Origin of the sequence: Arenibacterium halophilum (assembly GCF_005938225.1) — a bacterium.
GTDB lineage: Bacteria > Pseudomonadota > Alphaproteobacteria > Rhodobacterales > Rhodobacteraceae > Arenibacterium > Arenibacterium halophilum.
Genome location: NZ_VCPC01000001.1, coordinates 944,632 through 968,783 on the forward strand (window position 1 = coordinate 944,632; position 24,152 = coordinate 968,783).

General features: G+C 63.1%; 16 protein-coding genes. 10 read left to right on the top strand and 6 right to left on the bottom strand.

Annotated features, from left to right (window positions below):
- Positions 1-59 precede the first annotated feature (59 nt).
- Entirely contained in the window at positions 60-1,175 is a 1,116-nt protein-coding gene (locus FGK64_RS04580) for an SPFH domain-containing protein (protein WP_138862591.1), read from the top strand.
- Positions 1,176-1,193: 18 nt separating this feature from the next.
- On the opposite strand, the gene FGK64_RS04585 is transcribed toward FGK64_RS04580, so the two are convergent.
- Positions 1,194-2,312 (bottom strand): TFIIB-type zinc finger domain-containing protein, encoded by a 1,119-nt coding sequence (locus tag FGK64_RS04585; protein ID WP_138862592.1) that lies wholly within the window; start codon positions 2,310-2,312, stop codon positions 1,194-1,196.
- Positions 2,313-2,463: 151 nt separating this feature from the next.
- Here FGK64_RS04585 and FGK64_RS04590 point away from each other — a divergent pair, with 151 nt between their 5' ends.
- From FGK64_RS04590 to FGK64_RS04625, 8 genes are all read left to right on the top strand, one after another.
- Positions 2,464-3,138: a nitroreductase gene (locus FGK64_RS04590; RefSeq protein WP_138862593.1), complete on the top strand. Its 675-nt coding sequence runs from the start codon at positions 2,464-2,466 to the stop codon at positions 3,136-3,138.
- 3 nt (positions 3,139-3,141) lie between these two features.
- Positions 3,142-3,579 (top strand): D-aminoacyl-tRNA deacylase, encoded by a 438-nt coding sequence (gene dtd, locus FGK64_RS04595; RefSeq protein WP_138862594.1) that lies wholly within the window; start codon positions 3,142-3,144, stop codon positions 3,577-3,579.
- Entirely contained in the window at positions 3,576-4,679 is a 1,104-nt protein-coding gene (locus FGK64_RS04600) for a glycerate kinase type-2 family protein (protein WP_138862595.1), read from the top strand. The genes dtd and FGK64_RS04600 overlap by 4 nt, the downstream gene beginning before the upstream one ends.
- A gap of 71 nt (positions 4,680-4,750) precedes the next feature.
- Positions 4,751-6,748 carry a CocE/NonD family hydrolase gene (locus tag FGK64_RS04605; RefSeq protein WP_138862596.1) on the top strand — a complete coding sequence of 666 codons (1,998 nt, stop codon included), beginning with the start codon at positions 4,751-4,753 and terminating at the stop codon, positions 6,746-6,748.
- Positions 6,749-6,870: 122 nt separating this feature from the next.
- Complete coding sequence (locus tag FGK64_RS04610; RefSeq protein ID WP_138862597.1) at positions 6,871-8,454, top strand: ABC transporter substrate-binding protein; 1,584 nt, start codon at positions 6,871-6,873, stop codon at positions 8,452-8,454.
- A gap of 1 nt (position 8,455) precedes the next feature.
- Positions 8,456-9,412 carry an ABC transporter permease gene (locus tag FGK64_RS04615; RefSeq protein WP_138862598.1) on the top strand — a complete coding sequence of 319 codons (957 nt, stop codon included), beginning with the start codon at positions 8,456-8,458 and terminating at the stop codon, positions 9,410-9,412.
- Between the two features lie 34 nt (positions 9,413-9,446).
- Positions 9,447-10,259 carry an ABC transporter permease gene (locus FGK64_RS04620; protein WP_138862599.1) on the top strand — a complete coding sequence of 271 codons (813 nt, stop codon included), beginning with the start codon at positions 9,447-9,449 and terminating at the stop codon, positions 10,257-10,259.
- Positions 10,256-11,893, top strand: coding sequence for an ABC transporter ATP-binding protein (locus tag FGK64_RS04625; RefSeq protein WP_138862600.1), 1,638 nt, complete (start codon positions 10,256-10,258; stop codon positions 11,891-11,893). The genes FGK64_RS04620 and FGK64_RS04625 overlap by 4 nt, the downstream gene beginning before the upstream one ends.
- A gap of 292 nt (positions 11,894-12,185) precedes the next feature.
- On the opposite strand, the gene FGK64_RS04630 is transcribed toward FGK64_RS04625, so the two are convergent.
- Positions 12,186-13,220: a calcium-binding protein gene (locus FGK64_RS04630; RefSeq protein WP_138862601.1), complete on the bottom strand. Its 1,035-nt coding sequence runs from the start codon at positions 13,218-13,220 to the stop codon at positions 12,186-12,188.
- A gap of 184 nt (positions 13,221-13,404) precedes the next feature.
- Here FGK64_RS04630 and FGK64_RS04635 point away from each other — a divergent pair, with 184 nt between their 5' ends.
- Positions 13,405-14,241: an alkaline phosphatase family protein gene (locus tag FGK64_RS04635; RefSeq protein ID WP_138862602.1), complete on the top strand. Its 837-nt coding sequence runs from the start codon at positions 13,405-13,407 to the stop codon at positions 14,239-14,241.
- Between the two features lie 152 nt (positions 14,242-14,393).
- On the opposite strand, the gene FGK64_RS04640 is transcribed toward FGK64_RS04635, so the two are convergent.
- From FGK64_RS04640 to FGK64_RS04655, 4 genes are all read right to left on the bottom strand, one after another.
- On the bottom strand, positions 14,394-15,320 hold the full coding sequence (locus FGK64_RS04640; RefSeq protein WP_138862603.1) for an alpha/beta hydrolase: 927 nt from the start codon (positions 15,318-15,320) through the stop codon (positions 14,394-14,396).
- 1 nt (position 15,321) lies between these two features.
- Positions 15,322-17,202: an acyl-CoA synthetase gene (locus FGK64_RS04645; RefSeq protein WP_138862604.1), complete on the bottom strand. Its 1,881-nt coding sequence runs from the start codon at positions 17,200-17,202 to the stop codon at positions 15,322-15,324.
- A 235-nt stretch (positions 17,203-17,437) separates the two neighbouring features.
- Positions 17,438-19,246: an ABC transporter transmembrane domain-containing protein gene (locus tag FGK64_RS04650; protein ID WP_138862605.1), complete on the bottom strand. Its 1,809-nt coding sequence runs from the start codon at positions 19,244-19,246 to the stop codon at positions 17,438-17,440.
- Between the two features lie 104 nt (positions 19,247-19,350).
- Positions 19,351-22,752, bottom strand: a complete 3,402-nt coding sequence (locus FGK64_RS04655; protein WP_171053968.1) for a calcium-binding protein — start codon at positions 22,750-22,752, stop codon at positions 19,351-19,353.
- Positions 22,753-24,152: the final 1,400 nt, after the last annotated feature.

A 24,152-nucleotide genomic window follows, 5' to 3' on the forward strand; every position in this document is an offset into this window, starting at 1 on the left:
GCGCCAACCGCACCAAGCGTGACGATGCGGAAGGCGAGCATGGAAAGGACCGATTTCACATGGGCATTTTCGATTTCCTGAGCGGGCAGTTCATCGACGTCATTCATTGGACGGATGACACCCGCGATACGATGGTCTGGCGGTTCGAACGCGAAGGCCACGAGATCAAATATGGCGCCAAGCTGACTGTGCGCGAGGGGCAAGCCGCCGTCTTCGTTCACGAAGGCCAATTGGCAGACGTTTTCACGCCCGGCCTCTACATGCTTGAAACCAACAATATGCCGATCATGACCTCGTTGCAGCATTGGGATCACGGGTTCCAGTCGCCGTTCAAATCCGAGGTCTACTTCGTTGCCACCACCCGGTTCAACGATCTGAAATGGGGCACCAAGAACCCGATCATCGCGCGCGATCCGGAATTCGGGCCCGTGCGGTTGCGCGCCTTCGGCACCTATTCCGTGCGGGTGACCGACCCGGGCCGTTTCCTGACCGAGATCGTCGGCACCGATGGCGAATTCACCATGGACGAGATCAGTTTCCAGATCCGCAACATCATCGTGCAGGAAGTGTCGCGCGTGCTGGCCGGGTCAGGCATTCCCGTTCTCGACATGGCGGCGAACACCGCCGATCTGGGCAAGCTGGTGGCCAGCGCGATCTCCGAGACTGTAGCGGCCTACGGGGTCACCATCCCCGAACTGTATATCGAAAACATCTCGCTTCCTCCGGCGGTCGAGGCGGCACTGGACAAGCGGACCTCGATGGGCCTGGCAGGCGATCTGACGAAATTCACCCAATATTCCGCCGCCGAGGCGATGACGGCCGCGGCGAACAATCCCGCAGGCGGCGGAATGGCGGCCGGTCTGGGCGCGGGCATGGGCATGGCAATGGCCCAGCAGATGGCCCAGCCCGGACCCTGGGGCGCGGCACCCGTGCCTGCCGCTGCCCCGGCCGCCCCGCCCCCGCCCCCGGTCGAGCGGGTCTGGCATATTGCCGAAGGCGGCGAGACCAAGGGCCCGTTTTCCAAGGCGCGGCTGGGCCGAATGGTTGGCGAGGGCGGATTGACGCGCGAAACCTACGTCTGGACCGAAGGTCAGGACGGCTGGCTGCGAGCGGGTGACGTGACCGACCTGGCGCGGCTGTTCACGGTGATGCCTCCCCCCCCACCGGGCGCCTGATCCCGGCTGGCGCCTGCTCTAGCTGTTCATCGCGTAGACATAGCCGATGGCTCCGGCCACGATCAGCCCCGCCACCACGGCAATCGCGATCTTGATCGCCGACCACGGCCGTTCGCCCTGGACCCGGCCCGACTGGCCGTTGACGACAAACCGATAGGTTTCGCCGCGATACTTGTAGGCGGCGAGCCAGACCGGCAGCAGGACATGCTTGAAGGTCACGTCCTTCACATCCGTGTCCAGCGAGTGGATGCGCTGCCGGTCGCCGCCGATGTCGAACCGCACATCGCGTTCGATCACCGAGGCCATATGCGAGCGCGCCTCGGCAAAGCCGTCGGCCAGTTCCACCTGATAGGCCTCGGCCCGGAACCCGGCAAGGTATTGCGGCTGATAGGGCTCCAGCGCCGACAGATCCCAAGGTTGCAGCGCATCCGTATAGCGTTTGGGCAGGCTGCGCGAGGCCAGCACCAGCACATCGTCGAAGAACCGCGCCACCCGCCCGCGCACCGGGGTCCAGCGGACTTTGGGCACCTGCTGTTGCTGCCGCTTGCCATCGCGCATCACCGTGCGGGTTTCGTAATACACCGTGCCACGTTCGCCCGTGTAACTGCTTTTGGTGTCGGCATCGAAGGTCCAGTAAGGCACATAGATGCCCTGCATCCGCCGCCCCTTTCGCGCGTAATCCTGCAACCCGTTCGGCGCGAACCACAGTTTGCCCAGCCAGTCCGTCATCGCGGCGCGGGCGGATCCCTCGTCCAGCGCAAAGGGCAGCACGCCACGCGGTTTGATATGCCGGTTCGCGCCGGTATCCGTCACCACTGGCGTGGCGCAGAACGGGCATTCGGCTGCGTGGGTTTCCGGGTCGAACTCCACCTGCGCGCCGCAGTTGGGGCATTGCAGAACGCGGGTTTCCTCGATCTCGGCCTCGGGCAGCTTGTTGGCAAGGCCGGCGTCGAAATCCAGTTCGCGCAGGGCTGCCCCGGCCCACGGCCCTGCACCAATGGGTTCGGCATTGCCGCAATGGTCGCACAGCATCCGCGCGTTGCCCGGATCGAACCGCATGTCGCCGCCGCATTGATCGCAGGGAAAGCGGTGTTCCTCTCCCGCGGGGGCTGCGGGGGTCTCGGGATCAAGGGTCATGGCAAAACGCGCTCTTGCTGAAAAATCCGGTGCCTCGAGCCACTGATACCGCCGCCGCGCAGGTTTGACCACCGCGCCGATGCCCCCCCCTTGCACCCGTGTTGGCTTGCGCCCATTCTTCGCGCGAACACCACGAGGGCCCAGCCACAGCATGACAGTTTCCCCGCAAGACCTTGATACGCTTATGGCCGCGCGCTTTTCCTGCCGCGCCTTCCGCCCCGATCCGGTGCCGCGCGACACCATCACCGCCATTGTGGAAACCGCGCGCCGGGTGCCGTCGTGGTGCAATGCGCAGCCGTGGCAGGTGATCGTGACCAGCGGCGAAGACACGGACAGGTTCCGTAAGGCGCTGCAGAACGAGGTGGCCAATGGCACCCCCGCGCCCGATCTGCCGTTTCCCAAAGGCTATAGCGGCGTCTATCAGGCGCGGCGGCGTGAATGCGGCTGGGCGCTGTATGAGGCCGTCGGCGTCACCAAGGGCGACCGCGAAGGCTCGGCCCGGCAGACGATGCGCAATTTCGCCCTGTTCGACGCGCCCCATTGCGCGATTATCACCAGCCCGGTGGAACTGGGCGAATATGGCGCGATGGACAGCGGCGGATTCGTCGCCGCCTTTACGCTGGCCGCGCAGGCGCATGGCGTTGCCACGGTGCCGCAGGCGGCCGTGGCCAGCTATAGCCCGCTGTTGCACCGTCAATTCGGTATCCCCGATGACCGGCTGGTGCTCTGCGCGATTTCCTTCGGCTATGCCGACCCTGACGCACCGGAAAACAGGTTTCGCACCACGCGCGCACCGGTGTCCGATATCGTTGACTGGAGAGGCTAGGCCATGCGTGCAGTGATTCAACGGGTAACCGAGGCCCGCGTCACCGTTGGCGGCGCGGTGATCGGAGAGATCGGCATGGGCGCGATGATCCTTGTCTGCGCAATGCAGGGCGATGACGACGCGCGGGCCGAGGCGCTGGCCGCCAAGATCGCCAAGCTGCGCATCTTCCGCGACGAAGACGATCGCATGAACCGATCGCTGCTGGATTGCGGAGGCGCGGCGCTGGTAATCAGCCAGTTCACGCTGGCCGCCGACACCTCGCGCGGGAACCGGCCGGGGTTCTCCTCGGCCGCCGCGCCTGCGGATGGGGAACGGCTGTACGAACATTTCACCCGCGCACTGGCGGCGCAGGGCGTGCCGGTGGCCACGGGGCGCTTTGGCGCCGACATGGCCGTGTCGCTGGTGAACGACGGCCCGACGACGATCTGGATGGAGGCATGAGCACCCCCGCAGATCTGGCGCACGCGATCTGGCAGGCCGGGGTCGATGCGGTGGGCGGCTACGCCGCGACCGAGGCGGCCCTGAGCGACTTACCCCGCCCCGACTGCATCCTTGCCGTCGGCAAAGCGGCCGGAGAGATGACACGCGCCGCGCTGACCCGCTTCCCGGGCGTGCCCGCACTGGTGGTGACCAAGGACGGCCACGCCAAGGGGTTGACCGGCGCCGAGGTGATCGAATCCGCCCACCCGGTGCCCGATGCGCGCAGCCTGCGCGGCGGGGCCGCCCTGCGCACAGCTGTGGGCGAGATGGCTCACGGGTCGCGCCTGTTGCTGCTGGTCTCGGGTGGGGCATCTGCCCTGGCCGAGGATCTGGTGCCGGGCTCCACGCTGGACGATCTGGCCGCGCTGAACCGGCGCCTGCTGGGCGCGGGGCTCGACATTACGGCGATGAACGAACAGCGGCGCCAGATCAGCCGCGTGAAAGGCGGCGGGCTGCTGTCGGGCTTTGCTGGCGCGCATGTGGACGTGCTGGCGATCTCGGACGTTCCGGGCGACGATCTGGCGGTGATCGGATCGGGCATCGGCGCGCCGCCAGACGATTTCGTGCCGGGCTGCACCACCCGCATTATCGCCAGCAACACCATTGCGCGCGATGCCGCCGCCGCCCATGCGGACGGGCTGGGGCTGATCGTGCAAGACAACCGCGAGGCGCTGCATGACGACCTGAGCGCGCTCGCCGAAACATGGGGCCCGCGCATCCGCAACATGGCCCCCGGCGTGCTGATTCTGGGCGGCGAACCCACCGTTCACCTGCCCGACGATCCCGGCGAAGGCGGGCGCAATCAGGCGCTGGCGCTGGCCCTCGCGCGCGAGATTTCGGGAACCAAGGGCCTTGCCGTGATCGTCGGAGGCACCGATGGCAGCGATGGCCCGACCGATGCGGCAGGCGGCCTTGTCACTGGCGCAACATGGGCACCCAGCGCGGCCGACGCCTTGGAACGCGCCGATTCGGGCCCGTTCCTGCGATCCGCCGGGGCACTTCTGACGACCGGGCCAACCGGAACCAACGTGATGGATTTATTAGTCGCCGTGCGGGTTTAGCACCCTATCTTGACGCGCACCCCACTTGCGCGCGGTTGACAGCCGCACCGCATCAAACGAAACAGGCGCCCATGACTTCCACGAACGCCCTGCGCGATATCGAAGAGCTTCCCGATCTTGGGATCACCTTGTCAGACGGCTGCCGACTGTCCACCCGGGTCTGGCGCCCCAAGGATGCAGAAACCGATCCGGTTCCGGTGATCCTTGAATACCTGCCCTATCGCAAACGCGATGGCACCTGCGCCCGCGATGCGCTGACCCATCCCTACTTCGCCAAGCGCGGCTACGCCTGCCTGCGTGTCGACATGCGCGGCAATGGCGACAGCGACGGCCTGATGGAGGATGAATACACCCGGCAGGAACTGGACGATGCGGTCGAGGTGATCGAATGGGCCGCCGCGCAGCCGTGGTGCAACGGAAACGTGGGCATGATGGGGATCAGCTGGGGCGGCTTCAATTCGCTTCAGGTCGCCGCGATGCAGCCCGAGGCGCTGAAAGCGATCATCACGCTGTGTTCCACGGTCGACCGCTTTGCCGACGACATTCATTACAAGGGCGGCGCGCTGCTGAACGAGAACCTTGGCTGGGGCGCCACGATGTGGAGCTATTCAAGCCGCGCGCCCGACCCGGCCCTGCGCCCCGACGACTGGCGCGAGATATGGCTCGACCGGTTGAAAAACGAACCCTTTCTGCCGCAGGTCTGGCTGCGCCACCAGCGCCGCGATGCCTATTGGCGGCACGGGTCGGTCTGCGAGGATTTCGGCGCGATCAAAGCGCGCGTTCTGGCCGTGGGCGGCTGGAGCGACAGCTACAAGAACGCCGTGCCGCAACTGGTCGAACAGGTGCCCGGCGCCAAGGGGATCGTTGGCCCCTGGGTGCACAAGTATCCGCATTTCGCCGTGCCCGAACCGCGCATCGGGTTCCTGCAAGAAGCGCTCCGCTGGTGGGATCGCTGGCTGAAGGGCATCGACACGGGCGTTGAAGGTGACCCGGAGTATCGCGCCTACCTGATGGACGGGGTGCGCCCCGCGACATGGTACACCGAACGCCCCGGCCGCTGGATTACCGAACAGGGCGGCGCCACGGCCCATTTGCCGGTTGAAACCTGGCATCTGGGCGACGGCACGCTGTCGCGCGAGACGCCGGGTGCTTTGAGCATTACGGTCGACTCGCCCGCCGATTGCGGCGCGGCCTCGGGCGAATATTGCGCCATCTGGCTGGGCCCCGAACTTCCGGGCGATCAGCGCGGCGACGATGCTTTTTCCGCCTGTTTCGACAGCGTCCCGGCAGCGCACGACATGGATATCGTGGGCGCTCCGGCCATCCGCCTGCGGCTTTCGGCGGATCGCCCGCAGGGACAGATCGCCGTGCGCCTGAACCACATTCACCCCGATGGCGCCTCGACCCGGATCACCTATGGCGTGCTGAACCTGTCGCATCGCGACAGCCCGGCCAGCCCGGAACCGCTGGTTCCGGGGCAGTCTTATGACATCGCGCTGGATCTTGATCACATCGCCTATCGCCTGCCTGCGGGCCATCGGTTGCGGGTTGCGATCTCTTCCGCCTATTGGCCGCTGCTCTGGCCTGCGCCCGAACGCGCGGCGGTGACGCTGCAGTCGGGGCAGGTCGATCTGCCGCTGCGCCCTGCGGCGACCGATGCGGAATGGGTCTTTCCCGAGCCCGACGCGGAAGCGCCCTGGCAGACCGAGACATTGCGCGAAGGCCGCAATATCCGACGCAGCGAAATCGACCATGCCACCGGCGAGGTTCATCTGGTGATCGAGGACGATTTCGGCAAGCTTCGCGACGCCGACCACGGCCTGATCTCTGGAACGATTGCCCGCGAACGCTGGAGCATCCACCCCGACAGCCCGACCTCGGCCCGGGGCGAATGCCACTGGACCGATGAACTGGAGCGTGACGGGATTCGCCTGCGCACGGAAACCTTCAGCGCCATGTGGTCGGACGCCGACAGCTTTCATCTTTCAGCCCGGCTGGAGGCCTACGAAAACGACGAATTGGTGTATGATCGTGATGTCCGTGACACGATCGCACGCGATAATCTGTGACGCGCCGGCGGGATGGTCCCGCCATTAAAGCTTGCGACACAGGCGGAAATGCGCCAACGTTGACTCACCAATCAACAAAAACTGTGTTCAAGCACGGACTAAAACAACCGGGAGACTTTCGAATGAAAGACCAACTTGATTTCTACGCCAGCCGCGTGATGGCTGGCCGGATGAAACGCCGCGAGTTTATCGGCCGCGCCACGGCGCTTGGCCTGACAACCACGCTTGCCACCGGACTTTACACCAACTCGGCCCGCGCAGCGACCCCGCAGAAAGGCGGCACGATCAAGGTCGGCATTCAGGGCGGTGCATCGTCGGACAGCCTTGATCCGGCCGTTGCCGCCAACGCCACGGCGACCTCGGTCAGCCGTCTCTGGGGGGAACCGCTGGTCGAACTGCACCCGCAGGGCGGGCTTGAAGGCAAGGTCGCGGAAAGCTGGGAAAGCTCGCCCGACGCCAAGGTCTGGCGCTTCAAGGTGCGTCAGGGAATCACCTTCTCGAACGGCAAGTCCGTCACCGCCGAAGACGTGCTGGCCACGATGGAGCGCCATTCGGGCGAAGACACCAAATCGGGCGCGCTGGGCATCATGCGCGGAATCGCGGGCATGTCGGTCGATGGCGATACCTTCGTCGTCGAGCTGGAACAGCCCAACGCCGACCTGCCCTACCTGATGACCGACTACCACCTGATCATCCAGCCCAATGGCGGCAAGGACGATCCGACAGCCGCCATCGGCACCGGCCCCTATGTCCTGCAAGAGGTCGACATGGGCGTCCGCTTCGTCGCGTCGAAACGCGATGATTACTGGGGTGACATCGGCCATGCCGACACCATCGAGTTCATCGTCATCAACGATGACACCGCCCGCATGGCGGCGCTGCAATCGGGCCAGGTCGACATGGTCAACCGCGTCCCGCCGCGCACCGCCGGCCTGGTGGGCCGCGCGCCCAACATCGAGATCAAGACAACCGCAGGCCCGGGCCACTACGTGTTCATCATGCATTGCAACACGGCCCCCTTCGACAACAAGGATCTGCGGCTGGCGCTGAAATACGCCATCAACCGCGAGGAAATGGTCGAAAAGATCCTTTTCGGCTACGGCTCGGTCGGCAACGACACTCCGATCAACTCGTCCTACCCGCTGTACACGGCGCTGGAACAGCGCACCTATGACCCGGACAAGGCGAAGTTCCACTTCGAGAAATCGGGCCACGACGGTCCGGTGCTCCTGCGCACCTCGGACAACTCGTTCCCCAGCGCGCCCGACGCGGCAGCGCTGTTCCAGCAATCGGCGGCTGCGGCCGGCATCACGCTGGACATCAAGCGCGAACCGAACGATGGCTACTGGTCGGAAGTCTGGAACGCCCAGCCGTTCTGCACCAGCTACTGGGGCGGCCGCCCGACGCAGGACTCGATGTTCTCGACGGCCTACCTGTCGTCGGCTGACTGGAACGATACACGGTTCTTCAACGACCGTTTCGACGAGCTGCTGTTCGCGGCGCGCGCCGAACTGGACGAAGCCAAGCGGACAGCGATGTACGCCGAAATGTCGATGCTGGTACATGACGAGGGCGGGCTGATCTGCCCGATGTTCAACGACTTCGTCGATGGCGTGGGCAACCGCGTGGCAGGTTGGGAAGAGGCCAAGGTCGGCTTTGAACTCAACAACTTCTACGCTCCGATGAAGATGTGGGTCGCCGCCTGATATGGGCCCGATCGCAAGACTGTTGGCCCAGCGCATCGCGCTGGGTCTCCTCCTGCTGTTCCTCGTCTCGATCCTGATCTTCGCGGGCACGCAGATTCTGCCGGGGGATGTGGCACAATCCATCCTCGGCCAATCCGCCACGCCAGAGGCGCTGGCCAACCTTCGGGCCGAACTGGGCCTGAACGAACCTGCTCTCAGCCGCTATTTCGCCTGGCTGGGTGGCGCCCTGACCGGAGACCTCGGCACCGCGCTGACTTCCGGGCAGGACATCGCAGACCAGCTGTGGACCCGCATGGGCAATACGCTGTTCCTTGCCTTCTGGGCCGCGCTCGTGTCGGTGCCACTGGCCATTTTTCTCGGCCTGCTCGCCGTGCGCTACCGTGATAAATGGCCGGACAAATTGATCTCGGCAGTAACGCTGGCCTCGATCTCGGTGCCCGAATTCCTGATCGGCTATGTGCTGATGTATTTCATCGGGGTCAAACTGGGCTGGGCGCCGTCGGTGTCGACCATCTACCCCTCGATGAGCCTTGGTGCCAAACTTCACTCCATCGCCCTGCCCGTTGCCGTGCTGACGCTGGTGGTGCTGGCGCATATGATGCGGATGACCCGCGCGGCGATCCTGAACGTGATGCAATCGGCCTATATCGAAACGGCCGAGCTGAAGGGCATGACGATGTTCCGGATCATCTGGCGCCACGCCTTCCCGAACTCGATCGCGCCCGTGGTCAACGTGGTGATGCTGAACCTCGCCTATTTGGTGGTCGGCGTCGTGGTGATCGAGGTGGTGTTCACCTATCCCGGCATGGGCCAATATCTGGTCGATCACGTCAGCAAGCGCGACGTGCCGGTGGTGCAGGCCTGCGGCCTGATCTTCGCCGCCGTCTATATCGGGCTGAACCTTGTGGCCGATATCGTGTCGATCCTGTCGAACCCGCGGTTGAGGCACCCGAAATGAGCCGCCCGCAGAACCCGAATGAATGGAGCGGAGCATGAGGATTCCCTTTGCCGCCGCCGTCGGCCTTTTCTTTACCGCGGCCTATTTCCTTGCGGCGATCTTTGCGCCGCTCATCGCCCCCTATGGGCTTGCCGAAATCGTCGGCGGCGTGTGGGAACCGGCCAGCGCCGAGCATTGGCTTGGCACCGACAACATCGGCCGCGACCTGCTTAGCCGGATGATCTATGGCGGGCGCACGACGATCTTCATCGCCGCCGCCGCCACCGTGCTCAGCTTTACCACGGGCGCCGTGCTGGGGCTGCTGGCCGCCGTGCTCGGGGGCTGGGCCGATCAGGTGCTGTCGCGCTTTGTCGATCTGATCATGTCGATCCCCACGCTGATCTTCGCGCTTGTGGTGCTGTCGGTGATGCCCGTCACCCTGCCGGTGCTGGTTCTGGTGATGGGGCTGCTGGATTCCACTCGCGTCTACCGGCTGGCCCGCGCCGTGGCGGTGGACATCAACGTGATGGACTACGTCGAAGCCGCCCGCCTGCGCGGCGAAGGCAACACTTGGGTGATCTTCCGGGAAATCCTGCCCAACGCCCTGTCGCCGCTGGTTGCGGAAATGGGCCTGCGCTTCATCTTCATGGTGCTCTTCGTGTCGACCCTGTCGTTCCTGGGCCTCGGCATCCAGCCGCCCGCTGCAGACTGGGGCGGCATCGTGAAGGAAAACAAGGACGGTATCATCTACGGCATCCCCGCCGCGCTGGTCCCGGCCATTGCCATCGCCACGCTGGCCATCTCGGTCAACCTCGTGGCCGACTGGGTGCTGAACCGCACCACCTCGCTGAAAGGAGGCCGCGGATGAGTGAGCCGCTTCTGAAAGTCCGCGATCTGAAGATTGGCGCCACCGTCTACCCGCCCGGTGAACGCCCGCATGACATCGAAATCGTGCATGGCGTGTCCTTCGATCTGCAACCGGGCGAAGTTCTGGGGCTGATCGGAGAATCCGGCGCCGGCAAATCGACCATCGGTCTGGCCTCGATGGCCTATGGCCGTGGCGGGGTCGAGATCACCGGCGGCGAGGTCTGGGTCAACGGGCGGGACATCCTGAACATCGGCCTGCGCGGCGTACGCCGCCTGCGTGGGGCCGAGGTCACCTATGTTTCGCAATCGGCGGCCGCCTCTTTCAATCCCGCACGCAAGATCATGGAGCAGGTGACCGAGGCGGCAATCCTGCACGGCCGCTGCTCCAAGTCCGAAGCGGAAGAGCGCGCCGTGGCCCTGTTCCGCAAGCTTGGCCTGCCGAACCCCGAAAAGATCGGCAACCGCTATCCGCACCAGGTCTCGGGCGGCCAGCTGCAACGCTGCATGACCGCGCTGGCGCTGTGCCCGCAACCCGATCTGGTGGTGTTCGACGAACCCACCACCGCGCTGGACGTGACCACTCAGATCGACGTGCTGGCCGCGATCAAGGAAGCGATCCGCGACACCGGCGTGGCCGCGCTTTATATCACGCACGATCTGGCCGTGGTGGCGCAGGTCAGCGACCACATCATGGTGCTGCGCAATGGCGACATGGTCGAGTACGGCACCACCGACCAGATCATCAACGCCCCGCAAGAGGAATATACGCAGGCGCTGGTCTCGGTCCGCTCGATCGAACATCAGGAAAAGCAGCCGACGCCGCAACCGCTGCTAAGCGTCAACAACATCACCGCGCGCTACCGGGGCACAAATTTCGACGTCCTGAAGAAGGTCTCGGTCGATCTGCACCCCGGCCAGACGCTTGCCATCGTGGGCGAATCCGGTTCGGGCAAATCCACCCTTGCCCGCGTCATTACCGGGCTGCTGCCGCCGACCTCGGGCAAGATCGACTTTGCAGGGCGCACGCTCTCGGGAGATCTGCAGGGCCGCAGCCGCGAAGACCTGCGCGAACTGCAGATGATCTACCAGATGGCCGATGTGGCGATGAACCCACGCCAGACGGTGGGCACCATCATCGGCCGCCCGCTCGAATTCTACTTCAACATGAAAGGCGCCGAAAAACGCCGCCGCATCCAGGAGTTGCTGGACGAGATCGAACTCGGCGACGGCTTCATCGACCGCTATCCCGCCGAACTCTCGGGCGGCCAGAAACAGCGCGTCTGCATCGCCCGCGCGCTGGCGGCCAAGCCCAAGCTCATCATCTGCGACGAGGTCACCTCGGCACTTGATCCGCTGGTCGCGGACGGCATCCTGAAACTGCTGCTGAACCTGCAGAAGATCGAGGATGTGGCCTATCTGTTCATCACCCACGACCTCGCCACGGTGCGCGCGATCGCCGATTCCATCGCGGTGATGTATCAGGGTAAAGTGGTGCGTTACGGGCCGAAAAGCCAGGTGCTCGCCCCGCCGTTCGACGACTACACCGACCTGCTCCTGTCCTCGGTCCCCGAGATGAAACTCGGCTGGCTCGAAGAGGTGCTGGACCATCGCCGCATGGAAAGCGCCGGAAACTGACGGTCAGTTTCCGCTTCTTCTTTGCATAAGTACTCGAATTCCAACCGTTCCAAAGGCGGAGCGTCGGGGTTTTGAGCATGGCTCATGGGCTTCAAACGGGCCTCTGGTCTGGGACAGATGCCCCGCTGCAAGTCGCGGTATGAGGGGCATAGGCTCGTTGCCACGCATAGCCGTGGGCATACGCAAAAGGATCACCTGGTCCCGGTTTTCGCCGCGCGGATGCGAAAACCGCGCGCCTCACTTCAAAGATATCTCAGCCGCACCAAAAGCGTCGCGCGAACGCTTCGGGAGATCAGAGAAGCTGGAAGTGATCCGCATCGCGCAATTCGGCCACGGTCACATCCTCGACAAGAATCTCCAGCTTGCCAAAGCTGACACGTGTATCCGCGCCTTCGGCCTCAAAAGTCAGGCGCCCGATGCGGTTCGGCCCGCCAATGATCTGAAGATGATCGACACCAACCTCGAAGTCGGTCACAATATCCTGCCCATGGCCCTTGCGGAACCGGAAGATATCGGCGCCTTCGCCGCCAGTAAGCCTGTCGCGGCCTTGCTGCCCTTCCAGGACATCAAGGCCGGCCCCGCCCATCAGCACATCGCGGCCCTGCCCCCCGGACAGGCTGTCATACCCCACGCCGCCCTTGATCCGATCATTCCCGCCCTGCCCATATAGCAAATCGATGCCGCCACCTCCCAGCAGCACATCGTTGCCAGAGCCGCCATACAGGACATCGCGTCCGCTGTTGCCCGACAGACGGTCGTTGCCCGTATCGCCCCAGACACTATCGTTTTGCTTACCGCCCGAAATCACATCGTCTCCGGCACCGCCGTATATCTTGTCTTCGCCCGTCTCGCCGCTCAGAAAGTCATGTCCGGCATCGCCATACACCGTGTCATTGTCCCGACCGGCATATATCCGATCATTGCCATTGCCACCGTGCATCACATCATCGCCCCATTGTGACACAAGCCAATCGTCGCCATCCCCACCCGAAAGCGTATCGTCATAGGTGCGCGTGATCATCAGATCATTGCCCGCGGTGCCGGTCAGCGTGCTGGGCAGGGTGATCTTGCCGTTGATGACATTGTAAGTGATGTCGGTAAGTTGCAGGATTTCTACATTGGAAACGATGGCAGCCCCGCCGGGATGGGTAACACCAAAGCCCGCAACGCTCGCGCCCAGCTTCACCTCAGACAAAAGGCGGTTCACGATCAGCGTATCGGTGCCGCTCGAGGTGTAGATGTCGAAATAGCCGTCTTCCAGCGTCAGAACGTCGTTGCCCCAGCCCGTGTTGATTTCAATCCAGGTGCGCGCAGAGGAACCACTCATCAAATCAAATCCTTACGTCAGGTTCAGGATGGAAGCCACCTCATCAGACTGCGAGGTAACGCAGGTATATGGCCTGCCAAGAGTGAAGAAAAGGGCCGGAAGCCGCCGGCTGCCGGGCGCATCGGGATCTTGCGCTCCCACGCCGAGGCGGGTTTGATGTACCGATAAAAACGGAGGCCGCGAGATGGACCGCAAACTTCTCCTCATCATCCTCGACGGGGTGCCCTGGCGCAACTGGCGCCGCCTGTTCGGCAATCTCGAAGGCTGGGTTCACTCGGGAGAGGCGCGCGTCTGGAAACATCGCGCGGTGCTGCCGTCGATTTCGGCCTCCTGTTACGCGTCGATCCATACAGGCGTCAGCCCGCAGGAGCACGGATGCACCGGCAACGGCAACGTATTCCGTCTTTCGCAGCCCGATGTGTTCAGCCAGGTGCGCAAATCCGGCGGCGTGACCGGCGCCGTGGCGCATTCCTTCTGGTCGTCCTTCTTCAATCGCCATCCCTTCGATCTGGTGCGCGATATCGAATACGACGAACCCGACAGCGACACGATCAACCACGGCCGGTTTCACACCATGACGGGCTATGGGTTGATCAATCAGATGACACCTTCGGACGTCGACCTGTTCGCCACGCTCACCAACCTCTGCGGCCGTTTCGATCTGACCTACGGGATGCTGCACACCTGTACGCTTGACAGCATGGGCCACCGCTTTTTTCACGACTGCCAGGAAATGGACCATGCCTGCGCGGTGATGGACGAAATGCTGGCCCCCTTCATCCCCAAATGGCGCGCCATGGGCTACGAGATCATCGTGACAGCCGACCACGGGCAGGACGAGCGCGGCCACCACGGCGGGCGCAGCGATCTGCAACAAGAGGCCGCACTCTACTATTTCGGTGATGCCGAGGGCCCCGCCGAAGAAACGGTCATTGATCAGCTTCAGCTCGCGCCGACGATCCTCTCACGCCTTGGCGCCGCGGTGCCCGACAGCATGAAAGCCGGCTCTTTCCTGACCTGATTCAGTCCCGCGCCAAGCGCGGTGCCTCGGGCGGGAATATCTATGACCTCAAAGAAGCGCGAACGCCGTTTTTCTGTGGGGTCCAAATATCCCGGGGGAGTCCGCATAAGCGGACGGGGGCAGCGCCCCCTGCGGCGCATCCGCCAGCGCCTTCAGTCATAGGGCCAAAGCCCCTGCCCCAAAGCCTCGATCGCCAGTATGATGCGCTCAAAGCTTTCTCTGGCCCGGTTCGACATGTGTCGCGCGCGCAGATAGCCATGCACAAGTCCCGGCTCATCCACCAGATGTACCGGAACCTCTGCCTGCCGCAGCCGATCGGCATAGGCTGGCCCATCGCTTTGCAGCGGGTCACACTCGGCCGTAAAGATGACCGTGCGCGGCAGCTTTCGAAAATCGCGATCGCCCAGCGGGGCATAGGTCGGATCAGTCCGCGGCGGCGCACCATCGGCGCGGATACCGTCGTAAAATTCCAGATCCGACCGGCTCAGCATCGGCGCTTCGGCGTGATCGTGATAGGACGTGGCGTTGCTGTCGCCGCCTAGCCCCGGATAAATCAGCACCTGCCCCGCAATCCTGCGCGTTTTCCCGCGTGAACTATGGGCAAGCGCCGCGGCAAGATTGCCACCGGCACTGTCTCCGGCCAGCACGACCGGACCCTCGAAACTTTCGATAACCCACTCCAGAGCCGTCCGCGCATCCTCAAAAGCGGCCGGGTGCTTGTGCTCGGGCGACAGCCGATACGCCACGGCCACCACGCGATAGCCTGTACCCGCACAGATTTCGGCGCAGACATCGTCGTGACTGTCCAGCCCGCCAACCAAAAAACCGCCCCCGTGCAAATAAAGCACCGTGCAAGACGGCTCTCCGGCCGTGTAGATCCGCAGCGGCACTTTCGAAACCGAACGATCCTCGACCGCGACCCCATCGGGCCGGCCAGCGTGAAAATCGGCACACATCGCGTCATAGACGCGGCGCTGGCCCGCGATATCGAGCCCGGCCGCGTCTTCGGGGTAGCTGGCGTTGGTACGCGCGATGAAGGCGTGGATTTCCTCGTCCAGCAGGCGCGCGTAGTCGGCCATCTCAGGCCGCCCATTCCCACGGCCTGGTGAAATCGCCCAGCACGCGCGATACGGCTGCTTCGTCCGCACCGTTGCGATCCAGACGGGCCACCAGCCCGCGTTTCTTGTCGTCGACCACATCGCGCACGCGGGTTGCCACCCCGGCCTCTTCCAGCGCCTGGTTGTAGATGCGGGAGATCGCGCGCTTACGCAGATCGGGTTTGAACACCTTGCCCACCGCGGTTTTCGGCAGTTCGTCAAGAATGGTCATGTGCTTGGGATGGGCCGCGCGTTCGTGGACGTGTTCGTTGCAATGCGCCATCAACTCGTCTTCGGTGACCGTTGCACCGCCCACCAATTCGACAAAGGCGCAGGGCAGCTCGCCCGCGCGGGCGTCGGGCTGGCCCACCGCACCGGCAAAGGCGACGGCGGGGTGTTTCAGCAGCGCCTCTTCGATCTCGGCCGGGTCGATGTTGTGCCCGCCCCGGATAATCAGATCCTTGGCACGGCCTGTGATCCACAGGTAACCATCGGCGTCGACGCGGCCCAGATCACCCGTGCGCAGATGCGTCCCGAAATGGTAAAGATCCTTGTTCTTGGCCTCTTCCGTATAGGTGTGCCCGGCAAAAACGCCGGGGTTGGACACACAGATTTCGCCCACCTCATCGGTGCCGCAATCCACCGGCTTGCCATCGACCAGTTTGACGATGCGCAGATCAGTATAGGGAAAGGCCACGCCGACGCTGCCGACCTTCTTTTCACCATCGACCGGGTTGCAGGACACAAGGCAGGTCGCCTCGGTCAGGCCGTACCCCTCGACAATGTTCATCCCCGTTGCCTCGCCAAACCGGCGGAACAATTCCAGCGGCATCGGGGCTGAGCCGGAAAAAGCGTTCTTCACGGACGACAGATCCGCATCCACCGGACGCTGCATCAGCGCCGACACCGCGGTGGGCACGGTGATGATAAAGGTCGTTTTCCAGCGTTCGCACAGCTTCCAGAAATTGTCGAACACCCCGTCGCCGCGATATCCTGCGGGCGTCGGAAACACCACATGCGCGCCCGATTTGATCACGGCCATCAGGATCACGTGGCAGGCAAAGACGTGGAACAGAGGCAGCGGACACATCACGCTGTCTTCCTCGGTATACAGCAGCTCGTCCCCGATCCAGCCCTGATAGACGATGCCCGAATACTTGTGCTGCGCCACCTTGGGCATCCCCGTGGTGCCGCCGGTGTGGAAATAGGCCGCGATCCGGTCCTCGGTTGCATCCGGGAAGCTCAGCGTGGTGGATTGCGAAGCAACTTCCTTGTTGAAATCCTTCACGGCCGCCTTGTGGCGCACCTCGACCTTGGGCCGCACCAGCGGCACGATCCAGCTTTTGGGCGGAGTCAGGTAACGGTTCAGGTCGATCTCCAGAACCGTGTGCACATCGGGGGCCAGCGCCACCGCTTCGGCGGCCTTCTCGGCGATGTCGGTCTTGGGAAAGGCGCGAAGGGTCACGACAACCTTGGCCCCTGTCTCGCGCAGAATGGCGCCGATCTGCTCGGCATCCAGCAGCGGGTTGATCGGGTTGACGATACCAGCCACCGTGCCCGCCACCGTGGCAATCACCGTCTCGGTGGTATTGGGCAGCACCAGTGCGACAACGTCCTTTTCACCAATTCCCAGCGTGCGGAACAGGTTCGCGGCTTGCGCGACCTTGCCTTGCAATTGCGCCCAGGTCAGCGTTTCAGATTTGTCCTTTGGTCCCGACAAAAGCTGATAGGACACCGCCGGGCGCTGCGGAAATTTCTTCGCGGTATCGCTCAGCATCTCGAACACCGTCCTGGGCAAATCGCGGTTGGCCCACGGCATTTCGGCTTCGATCGCAAGCGCATCCTGGCGCGACGCAAAAGTCATGTGACGGTCTCCTCCCCGGCAGGCCGATGTACCCCGGCCATTCTCTCACAGGCTCAACTTGTAAGGAAACCAAGGCTTAGGCAAGCCCGCAGGCGGGGGATCGCCCATGATGACGTTGCGCAATTCGGGTTCTCCGGGCGTGCCACACCGGACGCAACAGGCGCCCACGCCGCCCGGACGGGCGGCCAAATGTCGTGTGGCCCGGAACGGGCCTCCGCTGGGCAACGTTTCGGGATCAGGCGGCGGTGGCGCCGTCGGTGAACTGCATTCGGGCCAGCCGCGCGTACAGCCCGCCCTCGGCCACCAGCGCATCGTGGCTGCCCACGGCCACGATACGGCCCGCTTCCATCACCACGATCCGGTCGGCCTTTTTCACCGTGGCCAGCCGATGCGCGACGATCAGCGTCGTGCGCCCCTGCGACAGCATTTCGACCGCGCGCTGCACCGCGCCTTCGCTTTCGGCATCCAACGCGCTGGTCGCCTCGTCCAGCAGCAGCACGGGCGCGTCGCGCAGGATCGCGCGGGCGATGGCGATGCGCTGCTTCTGCCCACCCGACAACATCACGCCGCGTTCACCCAGCCAGGCGTCATAGCCTTCGGGCAGCGCCGCGATAAAGTCATGCGCCGCCGCCGCCCGTGCCGCCGCTTCAACCTCGGCATCGCTGGCTTCGGGGCGTCCGAACCGGATGTTGTCGCGGGCCGAAGCGGCAAAGATCACCGGATCCTGCGGCACCAGCGCCAGATGGCGGCGGAAGGCGGCGCGATCCATATCTTCCAGCGGCACACCATCGAACAGAATGCGCCCGCGCTGCGGCGCGTAGAACCGAAGGATCATCTGGATCACCGTGGTCTTGCCCGCGCCCGAAGGCCCGACAAAAGCCACCGTTTCGCCCGGCGCGATGTCCAGCGTCACCCCGTCCAGCGCCGGCATTCCCGGCCGCGCGGGATAGGTGAAATGCACATCGTCAAACCTGATCGCGCCGCGCACCGGCTGGGTCAGCGTTTTCGCCACGTCCGGGTCGTGCACCGTATCGGTTGCATTCAGCAACTCGACCAGGCGCTCGGTCGCGCCCGCCGCGCGCTGCAACTCGCCCCAGATTTCCGACAGCGCGGCGACAGACCCTGCCACCATGACCGAGTAGATCACGAACTGAATCAGCGTGCCCTCGCTCATCGCGCCGCCGCGCACGTCGTTCGCGCCGATCCACAAAACGCCCACCACGCCCGAGAACACGAGGAAGATGATGATCACCGTCATCAGCGCCCGCGTCGTGATCCGCCGCAACGACACCTGATAGGCGGTCTCTGTCATCTCGGCAAAGCCCGCGCGGCTCTGTGCCTCGTGGGTAAAGGCCTGCACCGTCTGCACCGCGCCCAGCGTCTCGCCCGCGTTGCCCGACGAGGCCGCGATCCAGTCCTGGTTTTCGCGGCTGATCCGGCGCAGCCGCCGCCCCAGCGTCATGATCGGCACGATCACCGCTGGCACCAGCAGCAGCACCAGCCCGGTCAGCTTGACCGAAGTCAGCAGCATCAGCACCAGACCGCCCAGGAAAATCAGCATGTTGCGCAACGCGATCGAGGCGGACGAGCCCAGAACCGACTGGATCAGCGTGGTGTCGGTGGTGATCCGGCTCAGCACTTCGCCGGTCATGATGTTTTCGAAAAACGCAGGGCTCATGCCCAGCACCCGGTCGAACACGGCCTTGCGGATGTCCGACACGACCCGCTCGCCCAGCCGCGTCACCAGCGCGTAGCGCAGGCCGGTGCCCAGCGCCAGCAGCGCGGCAATGCCCAGCGCGGCCAGGAAATACTGATCCAGCAGCGCATCCGCCCCGGTGCGGAAATTGTCGACCACTCGGCGCACCGCCAGCGGCAGCGTCAGCGACACGCCCGCCGTCAGCACCAGCGCACAGAGCGACGCCAGCAGCAGCCCGCGATAGGGCTTCAGGAACGGCCAGAGCGCATTCAGCCCGCGCATGTTGCGCGATGTCGCGCGCTCTTCGCTGGCCCCGGGGGCGGCAGAGGCGGGGGCGGTTCGGGCCATGGGCTGTCCTGTCTGGTTGGCACTGGGGCGGCTGTTTCATGGCCGCCGCCGGGTCCGGGGTCAACCCATTGCGATGCCTCGCGATGTCGCAGCCCACTGCGCGGTCAGATCAAGGTGATCGCCGCCTCGATCGCGGCAAGGTCGGTAAACCCGTCCACAAGCAAGCGATTATCCTCGTCAAACACGAACAGCGTGTTCGAGCCGGTTACCGTGGCAAAGCTCATCACCTCGCCCACCGTCTGTGCGCCATCCCCCCAAACCGATGTCGACAGATGTAGCAGATCGCCATCAAAATCGAGGATCGTGTCGCGCCCGCCAGAGTATACAAACGTATCTGTCCCTTGCGCCCCGTATAATTGGTCGTTTCCGGCCCCGCCGGTCAGCAGGTCATCGCCCAGATCGCCATACAGGTAGTCGTTGCCTTCCCCGCCCTCGATCACGTCATCCCCCCGGCCCCCGTACAGCCAGTCGTTTCCATTCTCGCCATAGAGCCAGTTGGCCGTGTAATCATAGCTGTTGGCGCCTTCGGCATAGATCGTATCGTTGCCACCGCCGCCATAGATGCGATCCACGGCCGACCCGCCATAGCGAATGCCAAGTATGCTATCGGCACGTTCGGTGCCCCGGGTCACGAAGGCGGTCGCTGTCAGATCCAGCGTCGAACCGTCTGCAAACTCCAGCGTCTCCACCGCCCCGCGATAGTCGAACTGGCTGCGCACCTCGATCTGGCCGCCCGCGCCGCCGTCAACCGTGATGCGCAATGTCGAATTGCCAATCCGAACCATCTGAAGGTCATCGACGCTGATGCCGTCGCCAAACAGGATCCGATCGTTGCCCATTTCTTCATGGATTTGGTCGACGCCATCACCATAATCGAACCGATACGTGTCATCCCCCTGGCCGCCGTAAATCTTGTCGCGCCCTCGGCCACCGGTCAGAAGGTCGTCGCCCTGGTACCCCTGGATAACATCGCGACCGGTTCCACCCTCCAGAACATCATCGCCCCGCCCGCCGTAAAGCCTGTCGTTCCCGGCCTCGCCGTACAGCCAGTTGGCGTTGAACTCATAGCTGTTCACACCCTGCGCATAAATCGTATCGTTGCCGCCGCGACCGTAAATCCTGTCAACCGGAGAGCCGCCAAACCGGATGCCGTAGATGGTATCAGCGCCACCAGTGCCCAATGTCGTGAATTCGGTCGTCGAATAATCCAGCGTGACGCCACCACGCACCCGAATGGTCTCGATCCCCCCGAGAGGGTCGAACTGGTTGTCAATCAGCACGGTGCCTTTCCGGCCACCGTCCAACTGCAACTCCAGCTGGGAATTGCCCCGTCGGATCGCCGATATATCGGATTCCGTGATGCCTTTTCCGAAGGCAAGAACATCTTCGCCGCGGATATCCTCGATGTGGTCGATACCGTCGCCACGTGCAAAGCGATACGTATCATCCCCGCCGGCATCATACAGGATATCGTCTCCGCGCCCTCCGGTGATGATATCGTTGCCAAGGTTGCCCGCGATGTAATCATCACCACCCCCACCAAGCAAACGGTCCGCTCCCCTGTCACCATACAGGCTATCGTCCCCCAACTGTCCCAGCAGCTTGTTCCGTTCGAACCCGTACTGGTTCGGCGCGGCGGCATACATGATGTCGTTCCCCGCGCCGCCAAGGATGGTGTCGTTCTTCAGCCCACCCCATCCGACCCCGTAAAGGCGATCGTCATCCTGCGATCCGACCAGCGTGTATGCCGTCTGGTCCAGTTCGATGCGGGCCCCGCTGTTCAACTGAATGGTTTCAATATGGCCTCCGCTGGTAAACTGATCTTCGATATAGATCGCACCCGGGGCCTCGCCGGCGATCAGGATCCGCAGATCACCGTTTGACACACGCTCTATGGTCAGATCGCCACGTTTGATCCCCTTGCCCAGAAGGATGGTATCGTGCTCGTGCCCCTCTTCGGCATAGGTGTCCACGCCATGGCCGCGCGCATAACGATAGATATCGGCACCGAAACTGCCCCGGATCAGGTCGGCGCCAATCCCTCCGATCAAGGTGTCATCGCCCCCGCCGCCGTTGATCGTGTCAGCCCCCACCCGACCATTCAGCGTGTCATCGCCATAGTCGCCATAGATGAAATCGTCGCCAACCCGACCCGCGAGCGTGTCATCGCCATTGGTCCCGCGAAACGTGCCGCCCGCGAAGGATTCGAAGTCCAGTGATGCCAGGACGGCCGCCAGGTCCAGACCATTCACAGACCCCTTGATCGCCTCGTTCAAATCGATCTTGGATGCTTCTTTCAGGGCCGATACCCCGACGGTGAATTCGATCATGCGCACCGCCGACTGCCACACGACAAGCGCATCCTCGCCGGTTCTGGCAATATTCGCGAGTTCGGCAAGATAGGTGGCATTCAGGGTGGTGCCACCGCTGAAACTGTCCAGAAGGTTATCATAGCTGATTTCGTCATCGAACAACAGATGCCCCGAGGTCTGGGCCAGCAGCCGCGCATAGGCATTATCATACGCGATATCAAAGCCTTCCATTAGATCGCGCGACGCGAAAATGAACGGGTCAGGCGAATAGCCGCGTTGGCGGAACGGCTCGTCCGTGAACGCCTCGAGGAAGTGCAACATGCGCGCGTCTATATAAGCCCCGCGCGAATCCGGGTCGACTTGGTCGACCCCGGCCCAGGTGAACAGGATATCACGCACCAGCGCGGCGGTGTCATCGGGGTTGCGGAACATTTGCGCAAAGCTCAGCCCGTCCAGCTGCGCGACAAGCGGGCGCAGCGCATCGGACCTCTCATGCCCCTCCATCATCGCAAGGCGCAGATGCGGGATATTGCCATAGCCCCGCAGGTCAGGCAGCAGCACGACAGAAAGGTCGATGTCGAAATCGGGGCGGTACAGGCTGTTGGTGTTGTCGTAGTTGAACCAGATATCTTCAATCGCCCGCGTCAAAACCCCGCCCGAGCCATCGGTCATGGTAAAGGTCGAGACGTGGCTTACGTCATGCCCCGCGTTGGTGGCAGACGCAGTTTTCGCCACCACGTCGATTTCGGTAATTCCCAGCGCTTTGAGCCGGAACAGTTCGGCCTTGCGGCTGGCCCCGTCCTGATCCAGATCCCGCCAGACGCGCAGTTGGCCAAAGACCGAGTCCTTGCGGTTGATGACCCCGTCATTGTTGTCGTCAAGGGCCGCCAGGATGGAGAACCCATCGCGGCTGTTGCTGCCAAACAGCTCCGAGGAATCGCTGATCGCACCATCGCCATTCCTGTCCAGCGCCAACAGACCATCATCGGATTGCACCCAGCCCGAGTGTTCCAGGAAATCATCACCGTCGATGTCCCACATCACGGTGCTGTCCGCCAGCGACACCAGCTCGATCCCGTCCCCGTCAAGATCCAGCACCAGAGGAGAGCTGTTCAGCGTTGCCTCGACCAGCTTGACAATAACGACAGCGGTCCAATAGGCCGGTTGCAGTTTATATGCGTTCTCGGCTGCCATCATGGCGGCACCTTTTGCCATAGCGGCGGCACGCTCTGCTTGCGTTGAAGGATCGACGATTCCGTTCGCGGGATCGCTATTGCCGAAAAGTATCCACGGAACGATATCCAACCAGAAATGCTTGGCCATATCATCGCCAGAAAAATTGTAGGTCCCGACATTCGTCGGGTCCGTTTCATAAGTTAAAATTTCATCATCAGGACCAACGACATACTCTTGATGCGCGCCAGGCTCGGTGCTTAGGAATTTCCTATTTCCTTCATTTCCGTCTTCGAGCCTGTGGCCAACCGATTTGCTTGCCGACGATTCGGTAAACTTCGTGGAATCATCCAGATCAGCGCGGTTCACGGATGTGTCCGTCAGGATCTTTCGTGCGCTATTGATCGTCTCGATATCTTCCAGACTGCGGACCCTGTTCATTGCCAAAACAGCCTGCGCCTGAGGATTGTTTGCGTGGTTCTTGAATTGGGCTTTGATGTCGTCCAAGTTCTGATTGAACGTCGCGACGGTCTGGGCCTCCAGAATTCGACGAAGGTCATTGGCCAACATGCCAGAATGTGTTCCCGGCTGCATAAACCCAACTGGGCCCGTACTTCCCTCCCCTATGAGCGCCGCAAATTCCTCGCGCGTGGAAATACCTTCAACCAACATGTATCGCCCCAATCAGATCAAAAAAATTCCGAGTAGGTTAGAAGGCCAGATCGATTCGAAGCAACTGTGAAAGGTCGCCTCCATACTTTGGAAGCGTCGCGACAAGCGTGTTCAAATGGCCTGTCGAGGCAGGTAGCCTTCAGTGCGTCCTCCTGCCAATCGCACGCAGCTCACTGGACTTATCTAGCACCAGACGACCAATGCGGCCGTGCCCAGCTCAGTCGAAACGCGCCAGCGGTGCCCCCCAAACCTCGGATACGGGTTCAGGTGAGAAACCGATACCTGCGGCTCTTAGACATACAGGACGTGTTAGCGACCCAAGCGGCGATCAAAGCAACCGGATCCGTCGCGATGCCTGTATCGACCTGCTCCAAGCATCGCATTGAACAGCCCGTCTTGCCAAAGATGCGCAGCACGGCCGGGATCACCATCGTGACTCGACCCCGGCCAAGGGCCAGGCAACTGACCGAAGAAACAAGCGTCGATCAGCGACAAGAACGATATCGGTGAGGCACAGAGAACCACATGCGTCGGGACGGAAAACCGGCTCTCTTTGCCTCGATCCATTGCAGGCGGCGCGCTGACGAAGGGGGGCTGCAGAACCGATCTTGATGAACCGAGACGAGCAGGCGTGGCGCACACGAATCCCCATCCCGGAAATCATACCTTGGTAGATCAACAGCCTACCGCCATATCGCCTCTCAGAAAACACCCGCAGCCACCGATTGCGTTTCCACAACCGCGCGTTC